Below are 12355 nucleotides of genomic sequence, written 5' to 3'. Positions count from 1 at the left end.
AGGCCCTGGCCTGGACGAACGCGGGTGGGGCGGTGCGCCGGGCGACCGCCGAAGGTGATAGCACCGTCCGAAGCGGTGACGATCCTTGCGTCCGCCAGGAGTCACCTGTCAAGATGGTGATGTGAATCTTAACCATGTCTTCGTATGCGGGCACCCGGCACTGGACTTCGCGGCCACCCTCCGTGCCCGGCGCTCCACCCGATTCGAAATGTTCGTGACGCCGGAGCGTCTGAACGTCTGGTACCAGGAGTCCGGCCTCGTGGACACGGTGACACCCGGCGGGGAGGACGACGTCCGGAACGCGATCACCGTCCGCGAAGCCGTCTACCGGCTCGTCACCGACCGCCGGCTCGGCGCGGACTTCGACGAGGAGGCGCTCGACACGGTCAACGCCGCCGCGCGCAGAGTGCCGGCGACTCCGCAGCTCACCCAGGCCGGGCGGCTCACCGAAGCGACCCCCGAGCAGGCCCTGGCGACCGTCGCCCGCCAGGCCGTCGAACTGCTCAGCGGCCCGGACGTACCCCTGATGAAGGAGTGCGGCAACCCTGAGTGCACGCGCGTGTACATCGACCGCTCCCGGGGCATGCGGCGCCAGTGGTGCGGCATGGAGTCCTGCGGGAACAAGAACAAGGCCGCCGCCTACCGGGCTCGGAAGAAGACCGCAGCCGCCGTACCCGCACGCTGAGGGACCTCCCGGCCACCCGTGGGATCTCCCCCGTCCAGGGTCGTCCTGTCAGGGCAGGCAGGCCCTCTGCCCCCGTCCCGCTCCGTGCCTGGACGGACGCGTACGGCCCGCCTCCACCACAGGGACGGCGGGAGGCGGGCCGTACGGGGGCGGGCACCGGCAGGTGGGCCCGGCCCCTCTTCGGCCCACCCTGCGAGGGTCCGTCTCCGGGGGGCCGCTCAGGAGTGAACACGCCCGCGCAGCGTGGCGGTTCACGCAAGGGTGCGTCACGTCGGCCCGAGGGAACCGGACGCCGTCACGGAACGGGATCGGACCACAGGGATGTGGCCGGACGTGGAGCCCCGTCCCGGCGTCGTCGCCCGCCTGTCAACGGCGCAACCTCCATCCGAAGAACGCGGCGCGGACCCGAAAGGTTCAGATCCCCCGCGTACACGGGCGAGTGCTCGGCACCGCCACACTCGCGGCCCGCGCCATCGCTTCAGTAATACAGAGCCCGGTGACTGCGGTGGGCGAAGGTGTCGCCCGAACTGAGGATGGTCACGATCTCCTCGCAGAAGCTCCGGTAGTCAGCCTCTTCCTCGGACCGCAGGTTCACCGAGACCACCGGCCCCGAGGGCTCGCCCTGTCGCACGGTGTCGAGGAGGAATCGCGGAGGAGGCAGCAGCAGGACCTCCATCACCCGCCGGAAGACGTCGGTGAGGTGCTCCTCCTCCGCGGAAGGCCCTGCGGCATCTTGCGGGTCCGCGGCACCCGGGGGGCGCCCGACTCCACCGGGGTTCCGGGCGCCCAGGACGAACAGGTCCAGGCAGGCTGTCAGACGTCCGAGATCGACCGCGCTCACCTCGATGGGGTACAGGGTCGCGAGCTGACCGCCGTTCGCACCGTGCAGCACATACCGTGGCTGCTCGCCCGGCGGCTGGCCGGCGGGGGCATCGGTGTGCCACCGCGACCACAGCGGCAGTTTCAACAGCACCTGCACCCAGCTGTCGTAGGCGTCCGCGATGACGTGTTCGTCGTGGGACTCCCGGGCAGCACCGTGGAGCCGGTGGAGATGGCGCAGCAGCGGTTCCTCGAGGCTCTGGAACTTCGCGAAGAACACAGGGTCGTCGGGAATCAGGACGTACACGGGAATCCTCCTCCCACCGGCGGGACGGACACGGCGGGGAACTCGCCGAGGAAGCCGGCGGAGTGGACGGCCACGAGACATGTCACTCCGCAGCGGAGAACATGTGTCTCACACACTCCTTCAGACGACGCCGTCAGACCCATTACCTGACTTCCCGTACATGTAGCGCTCCTCGGTGAAGTGTCGCCACTTGATGATCCCCCATGACGGACATGTTTTCACGCCAAAGTAACCATCTTGACAGGTGACGTAGGCGATGGAACCATCACCCCCAGTCGGTTCGTCCGCGGTCGAAGGCCACCGGAACCGCCTGGCAGTTCTCTCGGAAAGGTGAGAACAGGGGAAATCCGCACATCCTGTCCGTACGGTCATCAGCGGATCCGGCCCGAGGGTATGCCGGCACCTGGTCACGGGGTCCGACGGTCTTCGCAGCGGAAACAGGTCTCGGGACACGGCTGCACGCCGCCGCCCTAGCCCGCCCGACGGCAGAAGGCCTCGTCACGACGACAGGACGGCAGAGCACCGGGCGGAGGACATACGCACACGAGAATGGGCGAGGCGAGCCTCGAAGTGGACGCGACAGTGCGCTACGCAGTCCTCGGCACCGTGCGGGCGACACGCGGCGCCGACGAGATCGACCTCGGGCCCCCGAAACGGCTGGCCCTCCTCGCGCTGCTGCTGCTCCGTGCCCCCGGACCGCTCACCCTGGACGAGGCGGTCGACGTCCTCTGGGACGACGAGCCACCGGCCAGCGCCGTCAACGTGCTGCACCGGCACATCGGTGCGTTGCGCAGAGCGCTCGAACCCGGACTGCGCAGCCGGAGGCACGCCGCGCATCTCGTACGCGCGGCCGACGGCTACCGGCTGCGCGTCGACGCCACGACGTCGGACCTCCTGCGTTTCCGGGACCTGCGCGCCCGGGCGCGTCTGGCCGCCAGGGGCGGCGATCCCGCACAGGCCGCGCAGGACCTCGTCGAAGCCCTTCATCTGTGGCGCGGCCCCGTCGTCGCGGCCGGCACCCCGGTGGCCCGGCACCCGGTCTTCACCTCGGTCGGGCACGAGTTCGTCGCGACGGTGAAGGAGGCCGCAGACGCCGTTCTCTCCGCGGCACCCGCGCTGACGGAGGAGGTCCTGGCGGTGCTGCGACGGGCCGTGGAGAACCATCCCTTCGACGAGGCGCTGCACTCCCGCACGATCGCCGCGCTGTCCGTCACCGGCAGACAGGCCGCGGCCGTCCAGCAGTTCGAGGCCGTCCGCCGCGCGTTGGCCGAGGAACTCGGTGTCGAGCCCGGTCCCGAACTGCGCGCCACCCAGCAGCATCTACTGCAACGCCGGGTCCTGCGGAAACCCGACCCCATGGCCCCGGCCACCCGGGAGGCGGGGCGCCCGGCGCAACTCCCTTCGGACTGCGGCACCTTCACCGGTCGCCGCGATGAAGTGGACCAGTGCCTGCGGCTGCTCCCGTTGGAGCGCGAGAGCCGGTCACCCGCCACGGCCGCGGCCCTCTGCGGCATGGCCGGAGTCGGCAAGACCACCCTGGCCGTGCACTGGGCACACATGGTCGCCGACCACTTCCCCGACGGCCAGATATACATCGATCTCCAGGGGCACCACACCTCGCTGGCCCCGCTCGATCCGACCGCGGCCCTCACTCAGGTGCTCGACGCGCTGGGCGCGGACAGCGGCGGGCCCCGTCTCGGCGCCGCCTACCGCAGCGCCCTGCGGGGGCGGCGGCTGCTGCTCGTACTGGACGACGCGGAGGACTGCGAACAGGTACGCCCCCTGTTGCCCGCGGCCCCGGGCAGCCTGGCGCTCATCACGAGCCGGAGGCGAATGGAGGGCCTTGCCGTCACCGACGACGCCCGGATCGTCACGCTGCGGCCCATGTCCCACCAGGAGGGCCTCGAACTGCTCGACGCGCGCCTGGGCGCCGACCGGACGCGGGCGGAGGCGGACGCCGCCCACGAGATCGTCGAGCTGTGCGGCGGGCTGCCGTTGGCCCTGGCCGTCGTCAGCGCCCGGGCACTGGTGCAGCCGCAGTTCACGCTCGCGGCACACGCGGCCCGCCTCGAAGACGCCGAGGAACGCCTGGACGCGTTGTCCAGCAGCGATGTCCGCGTCGACGTCCGCAGTTCGTTCCACCGCTCCTACGGCGCGCTGAGCACCGGCGCGGCGCGGCTGTTCCGGTTGCTGGGCCTCCACCCCGCGCGGGATCTCACGCTGGCCGCCGCGGCCAGCCTCGCCGGCACCGATCCCCGTCGGACCCGGCAGTGCCTGGCCGAGCTGATGGATCACCATCTGCTGGTCGAACCGGTGGCCGGGCGCTACACCTGCCACGAGCTACTGCGTACCCACGCGCGCGAACTCGGCTCGGTCCTCGATTCGGAGACTGCCCGCTCCGCGGCGCTGACGAGGATGTTCGAGCACTACCTGTACAGCGTCGACGCGGCCACGGCGCTGCTGGCACCGCACCGCGCGTCCATGGCCCTGCCACCGCTGAGGCCGGGTGTGCGGCCCCAGCCGTTCGACGGGCCCGCGGTCGCCGCCGAGTGGATCATCGCCGAGCGCAGTCTCCTGCCGGAACTCGTCCGCCGCGTCGGCGACCAGCCCCTGGGCGAGACCCTTGGGCGTCACCTGACCTCAGCGCTGGAGACGTGTTTCGGACCTTCCGGAAACCTCACAGATGATCAGTGATCGTCATCGCCCCGGCGCAACTCCGGCGGATGCGCGCCGACATCGCCCGGCACACTCCCTGACCGGGCAGGGGATCGGCGGAGAACCGGATCAGGCGGCCTCGGAACGCACCACACTGCGAAGTTTGCGCAGCGCGTTGTGCTGACGACTCTTCACCGTGCCGGTCGGCACCCCGAGGATTCCGGCAGTCTCCTGAATGCTGCGGTCGCACAGGTATATGTGGACGAGTACGGCGCGGTGCTCGGGGGACAGCCGACGCAGCAGCGGCTTGGCCACCAGCGTGTCGTGCACCCGCTCGGTGCTGTCGGTTCGCGATGCGGGGTCGGTGCAGGTGACGCCGACGACCTCTCTGCGGGCGTGCGGTTTACGGACCCAGTCGATGACCAGATGGCGTGTCACGGTGAAGAGCCAACCCCGGACGGAGCCTTCCATTCCGAGCAGACGGTCGATGTTCCGCCAGGCCCTGAGCGTGGTCTCCTGCACGATGTCCTCGGCGAGTCCGTGGTCACCCAGCATCTTCTCGGCGTACGAGACGAGGCCGTCCCGATGTTCCCTCATGATCGTTCCGAGCAGGTCCGACCGGGACGTGGTCGCGAGGGGCGTACCCATAGTGTTCTGAACCATCCTGGTTCTCTGTCGTGCGGCAACCGAGGGCCGGATGTAACCCCCGCGTGTGCACTCTAGGCATGTGTTGGTGCCGGAAAACTGCCGCATTTGTGTCGCCCGGACGTCACCCCCGGCCCCCGCGGACACAGTTGGCCGGAAAGACGGCCGGCCGCCGTCGGTAAAACCCCTTCTCATCAGGCAGTTTGACTTCAGAACGGCCAACCTCCCTCCTCAGCCGTCCTCTCACCAAACGTTCACGCATGAGGTATATGTCACGCACGCCGAGCCGCCTTGACCCCCTCTCCACGAGCGAACCTCGGGAGATACGTGTGCATGTTGAGCCGCAGTCGGCGGAGAGTGTCCGGGATGGCCCCGATGCAGTTGACACGTGTCGACTGCCGACGACGGGCACGGGTCGGGTACCTGATCGGGTAAGTGGGAGTTTCTCCGGCCTCTGAACCAGAGGTGCCCGAGTCTCGTGTCCCTCATGTGCCGGGAGCCGCCCTCGGCCGTGCCCTCCCCGCACGGCCCGTCCCGTACGGGGAGGACGGCGAACCACGCGGGAAGGCACGCCGCCTCCGGGTGGCTTCACCGATGAGGATGACCATGGACACGCCACCGGCCGGACGTCTGGAACAGGTACTCGCCGAGTTCGCCGAGCGGTACGGGGCGCTGAGCAGGGCGTGGGAGCAGATGAGGACGCTCTCGGTGACGGTGCCTTCCAGCAATGGGGTGGTGGAGGTCACGGTGGGCGCCGACGGGCATGCGGCCGGAGTCCGCTTCACCCACGAGGGACCCCGCGAGCTGACCGCTCGCCAGCTCGGCGAGAGCGTGAGGGAAGCGCTGACAACCGCTCGCGCCGAGGCCGCGGCCAGGGCGACCGCCATCATGACGTCGGCCGCGGCCTCCCTGCCGGTGCTGCCGTTCGAGCGGCAGCACCGGAACGAGGAGGAGATGCCCGACGCGAACCGGGGACGTGTGCGGTTCGCGGTGTGAGAGCGGATCGATGCGGAAAAGCGTTGGATCCGCGCAGGGAGCCTTTCTGCTCACACGTGTCATGATGGAGCCACGTGTTCGCTTATCCGGTGTGCCCGAGGACGGGTCTCGCCAGGACGGAGAGGATGGAGAACGTCCGTGCCGAAGGTTCTGCACCACGACGACATCGTCGGTGTCGGCAGTGGCGTCTTTGCGGTGACCGGCAGCAACACCAACTGGGTGATCGTCAAGGACGGTGACAGTTGCACGCTGGTCGACACGGGCTATCCAGGCGACCGCGACGCCGTGCTGGCCTCACTGGAGGCGGTCGGGCTGACCGCTCGTTCCGTGGCCGCAGTCCTCGTCACCCACGCGCACAATGATCACATCGGGGCGGCGGAGCACCTGCGTACCACGTACGACGTGCCCGTACTCATGCATGCCGACGAGGTTCCGCACGCACGCCGGGACTTCCTCGACCAGGTGTCGGTCGGCCAGGTCCTCGTACGGGCCTGGCAGCCCGGTGTGCTCCCGTGGGCCGTGCACGCCCTGAGCGCCGGCGGAACCACCAGGGTTCCGGTCGCCGAGCCGCGGGCTTTCGCCACGACCGGTGCGCTGGACCTGCCCGGCGGACCCGTCCCTCTCCACACACCGGGACACACGAGGGGCCACTGCGCATATCACCTGCCCGGCAGTGGCGTCCTGATCACCGGTGATGCCCTGGTGACCGCGCATCCGACGTCGCGGATCAGCGGGCCGCAGCTGCTGCCGGGGATGTTTCACACCGACCGCGACCGGGCCCTGGAGTCCCTGGAGGTGATCGAGGACGTGGACGCGGGGGTCATGCTGCCCGGACACGGACCTGCCCATCACGGCTCCGTCCGGGATGCGGTCCGGGCGGCCCGCGCACATGCCCATGGCAGGACGTGATCTCCAGCCACCACGGCTGCGTCCGGTCGCACGGACCTGTGAAGGGGATTTCAGATGATTCGCCGACACATTTTCGGGGCACTTCAGCGTCGACGGAATACTCTGCGGCCGACGGCAGGACCATGACTGCTCGGAAAGCGCCAGTATGTGTCCGGACGCCTGAACACTTAGACGCTTATCGTGAAGAAGGAACATGCCGGACAACAGTCCGGCATCCACAGTCACCAGCACGGGACCCTGGGCCTGGGTACCATGCGCAACATCATCCATATCGAGGGAGTGAACGGTTGTGACCAGCCAGTCAGCCGCCACGCTCCGGTCGCGGTACGTAGAACAAGCCGCGTCGGACCTGGAGCAGAACCGCCGACGACAGCAGGAGCTGGCGGAAAGAATCACGGTGTTGAAGCAGGAGGAGTCCCTCCTGGCAGACATCCTGAGCCTCGCCGAGCGGTACGAGGGTTTCGCTGACGCCTCGCGTCTGCCCGAGCAGTTGCAGGACGAGCCGCCCGTCGGGAAGACGAAGCGTTCCGGCGCCTCACGGCGCACGGCACCCGCGGGCACCGCGGCGGGCAACACGGCGAGGGCCGGTGCGAAGGGGAAGTCGCGCCCGCTTCTCGGGGATCTGCTGATGGAACTGCTCGGCCGGACCGAGGAGCCGCGTCTGGCGAAGGAGTTGCGGGACGAGCTCATGGAGCAGCACCCGGACCGCGACCCGACACCTCAGGTGGTACGGAACACCCTGGAGGCCCTGGTCGCCAAGGGGCGCATCCAGCGTCACAAGCAGCAGCGTTCGGTCATGTACACCCTCGTGTCGTCCGGAACGGCAGGCTGACGACGGACGCACCCTCGTTCCCGTGTGGCGATCGTCGGCCCGGCGTCGGTGTACGTCCGGCGGCGACCGCTCCACGGGAACGGTCGAGGGACCGTGGCCGGCGTTCCGCCTGACTCAACGCCCGTGGAGGGCCGGGTCCGCCGACACCACGCCTGTCCCCGCGGTCGGAGAGCCGTCGACAGCGGGGCCTCAGAAGCCTGCGGCCAGGCTTTCATCCCAGGCTCTTGGCCTGCGGCACCCGTAGACGGCTGAGGATCAGGCAGCGTGTGTTGCCGCGGGGCGTCCGCGACGCAAGCCGACCCAGCTCCGCCAGAGCGGCAGGGTCCCCGAGACGCCCGAGGGCGCTCACAGCGGCGTTGGCCAGCTTCGGGTCACGTGGGCCGCCATCGGGCACTTGCTGGAGGCAGAGGTCGACCAGAGTGCCCAGGGCCGTCACGGTCCTCTCGTCGGGCCCCATTCTGGAGAGCAGGAGTACGAGCCCACGCAGGACGTTCCCGTTGTGGGGGTCCGGCGGCCCTTCGACCGCTGTCCACCGGCCGGCGGTGCCCGGGGAGTACGGGAGAGTGCGCCGCCGGCCCACGAGGGAGAGCCAGGTCAGGATCTGCTCCCGCACCCCCGCCTCGCCCAGGATCGTCAGGGATTCGTCGGCCTTCCGCTCCCATTTGACCGTCGGCCTGATGGTCCGCGCGGTCGCGGCGTGGGCCACCAGGCCGCGCCACTGAGCCCCGAGAACGGCGAGGTCGGCCAGGGCCGCGTCCGACCAGTTCTCCCCCACGTTGAGCAGGGGTTCCGTGAGCCGTGCGGCCAGCGCCGCCCAGGCGGGGTCGTCGACCAGCAGGGCGGTGCGGCGTACCGAGGCCACAGCCGCAGGCGGGAGTGGACGCCCCGCGTCGAGTTCGGCGTGGACGAGGTGGAGCCAGGTCTGGTCGCGGACGGCCCAGTGGTCCCCGACACCGGCGACCGCCTCCTGCCGTTCGGCGGCCAGCGCGGAGCCGGGCAGGTCCCGGCCGAGCACGGCGTCGAGGTGCAGCAGCCCCAGCCGGAGACCGGAGCCGGGTGCCGCCCGTGCGTACCGTTCGGGGAGGGCTTCCAGCAGCAGCCCGCGCATGGCGGCAGGCTGGCGGCCGAGGTGGCGCACGACCTCGCCCCACACCTTGCGGAGGTCACCGGCGCAGGCCTCGTGCGCCAGCGCCGCCACGTCGAGCGCGCGGGGCGGCGCACCGCCGCGAAGCTCGGCCTGCACTCTGTCCCGGTAACCCGGCCCGGTCATCGCCGCACCTCTTCCTTGGCGTGGGGTGCGAACCCAGCCGTTCACACGTTTCTCGACTCTACATCTGGGTGATACATGTCTCAGACAGGTTCGAAGGTGCCACCGCGCTCCCGGGGCCGTCCGGTCGGACCGGGCCGCATCGGGCGCCGGGGCCGTACGCGCCCAGCGCGATCCGACGACGGCCTTGGGCCGTGCTGTGAAAGGAGCGTCGTCCGCCCGGAGGGCGGGTCGGACGGTGTCCGGTGCGTGCGATCGCACGGCGGAGGGTCGCCCCGATACTGGATGTACCGGGGCGATCCCGACAACACGGCGAGCGTGCGTGCCGGGCGTCGCCCGACAGACGGGACTTTCGGAACACGGCGTCTCAGGCGCGCCAGATGTTGTCGAACGCGGCGTCCTCGACGTACCGGCGCAGTCGGGCTGCCTCCACTGCCGTCACCGTCTCCGCAACGGCGGCAAGCACGGTCGACACCGCGTTCCCGGTGTCGACGTCCGCCGGTATCCCGCCGGTGTCCAGGACGCCGACCAGGGCTGTGAGCACGGGCTCGCCCGAGGCCAGGCGCTCGTCCGCGCGTCGATGCTCCGGCGAGTCGGCCGGCAGGACCGGGGCGGGACGCGCCAGGATTCCGCGGCCCCGGGGACGGACCAGAAGACCGGTGCTCTCCAGTTCCCCGGCGTAGGCCTCGGCCAGCCCGATACCGTGGCGTCGTATCCACTCACCCACCGTCTCGTACGGCCGTTGCCGGCGAATCCCGGTGAAGGCCCGGCTCAGCAGGGGGTCTTCTCCCGCCGGCTCGCTGCCGGGCACCATGCGGTCCCCGTCCAGGCGCAGTGCGCCCCGTTCCAGAAGGTCGATGCCCTCGGCACCGGCGAGGGCGAGGGAGAGATCCCTCTGCCGGTCCGCCGGCATGCCCAGGACGACGAGCGCGAGGTCCCGTGCGGTGGTCATGAGTCGCGCCTCGTCTCCGGCAGCCGCGGTCCCGCTTCGCCGAGCGTGGCGAAGGCCGGTACGTCGCGGTCGGGGTACGGCGGAGCGACGGCGATGGCCGGGCCGCAGGTGTTCTCTGTCGTCATGTGTCCTCCGGTGAACGTGTTTCCGGTCGAACGGGCGCCGATCGGAGGGGGGTTCGCTCGCAAAGGTCGGCCGGCCGGAACCGGTGCCGCGCTTCCGGCCGGCCGTCGCCCCTGCGAGGTCCGTGATCGATTCGTTACCCACGTTGCCGCCACCTGGTACCCCCCGCATACGTGTCCATGGTGGGTGCCCCGCCTTCCCCGAACGCCTCCCCGTGGAAGGCCTCGGGCGTCGGCCGGAGGGTTCAGTGACGGACGGCGTTCCCGGCGGAGACCCATGACCGATCCTGGAAGGACAGATCTTGAGAAAACTCCTCCCCGCCTCCCGCGCCGTGCGTGCCCTGACGGTGGGAGCCGCCCTGCTCTCCGCCGGAGCGGTGCTCGCCCCGGCGGGAACCGCCGCGGCGAGCACGGTCTCCTCCACCCGGCACCGGGTGGACCTCGTCGCCCTCGGTGACTCGTACGCCTCGGCCCCGTACGTACCCACCCAGGTGGACCCGACGTGCCTGCGCTCCAGCCAGAACTACCCCTCGCTGGTGGCACAGTCGCGCTCCGCCGCCCTGACGGACGTCACCTGCTCCGGGGCCACCACCGCGGACATGACGGCCTCCCAGGCAGAGGGAGTGGCGCCGCAACTCGACGCCCTCGGCCGGAGTACCGACCTGGTCACCGTCACCATCGGCGGCAATGACATCGGCTTCTCGACGGTGCTGGGCACCTGCGCGCAGCTGGCCTCCGGCGACCCCGCGGGCACGCCGTGCCGGACGCACTTCACCGACGGATCGGACCAGGTGTCGGAGGCCGTCGCGGCCACCGGCCCGAAGGTCGCGCGCGTGCTGCGAGGCATCCACCAGCGCGCGCCGCACGCCCGCGTGGTGGTGGTCGGTTACCCCGACCTCTTCCCCGAGGACGGCGTGGGCTGCACCGGCAAGACCGTGCCGCTGGCCGCAGGTGACTTCTCCTGGCTCCGTGACAGGGAGAAGGAGCTGAACTCCATGCTGGCCCGCCAAGCCCGCCGCAATGGCGCGCAGTACGTCGACACGTACACGCCGACCATCGGGCACGACCTCTGCAAGCCGACCGGTGTGCGCTGGATCGAGACATTCGCGCCCGAGACGCCAGCGGGTCCTCTGCACCCCAACGCCTCGGGTGAGAGCGCGATGGCCACGGCCGCCGAGGGCGCGCTGGCGCGTCGCCACTGAAGGTCGGACCGTCGTGCGGTCGCAGGTTCGGGCGGAGGCATCGGGTCCGGGCCGGTCGCGTGTGTCCGGGTCCCGGCCCGGACGGACCGGTGGACGGGTAGGTCGGCCCGGCTCCGCGCCTGGCCGGCGCCTCTCCCCCTCGCCCTGGCGGTGCCACCCCTGGCGTCAGAGGAAGGCACCGGCAGCCGGACCGTATCCGCCGAGCACCACACTTTCCGTCCAGTTCCACACCTGGCTCTGGGTGGGCCAGACACCTCCCCCGGACGCTGCCGGCACCCGGGTCTGCTCGTCGCCGGACTCGGCGGAGTTTCGGCGACCGGAGACATCGGCGGCCGTCGCGTCACGGGGCCGGACGGCGTTGGGACGACTGTGCGCGGTGGAGGCCATGTCAGCTCTCGCTCCTGGTGGTCGGTGCCGGCGGGGGCACCGGTGCGGTGGAAAGTGTGCGGGTCCCGCGCGGGGGGGCGCGGGAAGGGGCACGGGACCCGCGGTCCGAGAAGCCGGATCAGGCGGCAGCGGCAGCGGCAGCGGCGTTGATGGTGACCGGGATGTTGCCGCGCGTGGCCTTCGAGTACGGGCAGATCTGGTGGGCGTCCTGGGCCAGTTCCTCCGCGGTCGCCTGGTCCACGCCGCCCAGGACGGGGCTGAGGACCGCCGAGAGCGAGAACTCGCCGTCGTCACCATGGGTAAGCGTGATCTCGGCCGTGATGGTGGTGCTGGTCAGCCGGACCTTGCGCAGTGCGGCGGCTCGGCGGAGGGCGCCGAGGAAGCAGGCGGCCCAACCTGCGGCCAGCAGCTGCTCGGGGTTGGTCGCGGCACCGGAGCCGCCGAGCTCCTTCGGAAGAGCGAGGCTGGTCTCCAGCAGACCGTCGGAGGATTGGACGCGGCCTCCGTTTCGGCCTTCTCCATCGACGTCGACAACGGCGGTGTAGCTGACTGCCATGACTGATGCTCCCCATCGGAG

General features: G+C 70.5%; 13 protein-coding genes. 6 read left to right on the top strand and 7 right to left on the bottom strand.

The genetic code is table 11. The features are described 5' to 3' along the window. The first annotated feature begins 121 nt into the window (after positions 1-121). Complete coding sequence (locus ACFWEE_RS13265) at positions 122-685, top strand: CGNR zinc finger domain-containing protein (RefSeq protein WP_386888714.1); 564 nt, start codon at positions 122-124, stop codon at positions 683-685. A 478-nt stretch (positions 686-1163) separates the two neighbouring features. Here ACFWEE_RS13265 and ACFWEE_RS13260 read toward each other — a convergent pair whose 3' ends face one another. Continuing rightward, positions 1164-1811 carry a hypothetical protein gene (locus ACFWEE_RS13260; protein WP_386888712.1) on the bottom strand — a complete coding sequence of 216 codons (648 nt, stop codon included), beginning with the start codon at positions 1809-1811 and terminating at the stop codon, positions 1164-1166. Between the two features lie 549 nt (positions 1812-2360). Between ACFWEE_RS13260 and ACFWEE_RS13255 the strand changes: the two genes are divergently transcribed. Next, on the top strand, positions 2361-4505 hold the full coding sequence (locus ACFWEE_RS13255) for a BTAD domain-containing putative transcriptional regulator (RefSeq protein ID WP_386888711.1): 2145 nt from the start codon (positions 2361-2363) through the stop codon (positions 4503-4505). Positions 4506-4595: 90 nt separating this feature from the next. On the opposite strand, the gene ACFWEE_RS13250 is transcribed toward ACFWEE_RS13255, so the two are convergent. Next, positions 4596-5129 carry a sigma-70 family RNA polymerase sigma factor gene (locus tag ACFWEE_RS13250; RefSeq protein ID WP_386888710.1) on the bottom strand — a complete coding sequence of 178 codons (534 nt, stop codon included), beginning with the start codon at positions 5127-5129 and terminating at the stop codon, positions 4596-4598. Between the two features lie 588 nt (positions 5130-5717). Between ACFWEE_RS13250 and ACFWEE_RS13245 the strand changes: the two genes are divergently transcribed. From ACFWEE_RS13245 to ACFWEE_RS13235, 3 genes are all read left to right on the top strand, one after another. Beyond that, positions 5718-6107, top strand: coding sequence for a YbaB/EbfC family nucleoid-associated protein (locus ACFWEE_RS13245; protein WP_386888709.1), 390 nt, complete (start codon positions 5718-5720; stop codon positions 6105-6107). A 138-nt stretch (positions 6108-6245) separates the two neighbouring features. After that, the gene (locus tag ACFWEE_RS13240; RefSeq protein ID WP_386888708.1) at positions 6246-7016 is read left to right on the top strand and encodes an MBL fold metallo-hydrolase; all 771 of its coding nucleotides are present in this window, start codon (positions 6246-6248) and stop codon (positions 7014-7016) included. Between the two features lie 289 nt (positions 7017-7305). Next, a complete protein-coding gene (locus tag ACFWEE_RS13235; RefSeq protein ID WP_386888706.1) occupies positions 7306-7848 on the top strand; it encodes a hypothetical protein in 543 nt (180 codons plus the stop codon). A gap of 211 nt (positions 7849-8059) precedes the next feature. On the opposite strand, the gene ACFWEE_RS13230 is transcribed toward ACFWEE_RS13235, so the two are convergent. The 3 genes from ACFWEE_RS13230 to ACFWEE_RS13220 form a co-directional block, all read right to left on the bottom strand. Beyond that, on the bottom strand, positions 8060-9118 hold the full coding sequence (locus tag ACFWEE_RS13230) for a hypothetical protein (protein WP_386888705.1): 1059 nt from the start codon (positions 9116-9118) through the stop codon (positions 8060-8062). Between the two features lie 364 nt (positions 9119-9482). After that, entirely contained in the window at positions 9483-10067 is a 585-nt protein-coding gene (locus ACFWEE_RS13225; RefSeq protein ID WP_386888703.1) for a GPP34 family phosphoprotein, read from the bottom strand. After that, the gene (locus ACFWEE_RS13220; RefSeq protein WP_386888702.1) at positions 10064-10192 is read right to left on the bottom strand and encodes a hypothetical protein; all 129 of its coding nucleotides are present in this window, start codon (positions 10190-10192) and stop codon (positions 10064-10066) included. The genes ACFWEE_RS13225 and ACFWEE_RS13220 overlap by 4 nt, the downstream gene beginning before the upstream one ends. Before the next feature lie 299 nt (positions 10193-10491). Between ACFWEE_RS13220 and ACFWEE_RS13215 the strand changes: the two genes are divergently transcribed. Further along, on the top strand, positions 10492-11391 hold the full coding sequence (locus ACFWEE_RS13215) for an SGNH/GDSL hydrolase family protein (protein ID WP_386888701.1): 900 nt from the start codon (positions 10492-10494) through the stop codon (positions 11389-11391). Positions 11392-11556: 165 nt separating this feature from the next. On the opposite strand, the gene ACFWEE_RS13210 is transcribed toward ACFWEE_RS13215, so the two are convergent. After that, complete coding sequence (locus ACFWEE_RS13210; RefSeq protein WP_386888700.1) at positions 11557-11778, bottom strand: hypothetical protein; 222 nt, start codon at positions 11776-11778, stop codon at positions 11557-11559. Between the two features lie 118 nt (positions 11779-11896). Then, positions 11897-12334, bottom strand: coding sequence for an organic hydroperoxide resistance protein (locus tag ACFWEE_RS13205; protein WP_386888699.1), 438 nt, complete (start codon positions 12332-12334; stop codon positions 11897-11899). Positions 12335-12355 lie beyond the last annotated feature (21 nt).

It is taken from the genome of Streptomyces sp. NPDC060184 (assembly GCF_042728795.1).
Taxonomy (GTDB): Bacteria; Actinomycetota; Actinomycetes; order Streptomycetales; family Streptomycetaceae; genus Streptomyces.
The sequence above is the reverse complement of the archived record's forward strand: the minus strand, read 5'-3'. Positions and strand labels throughout refer to the sequence as shown.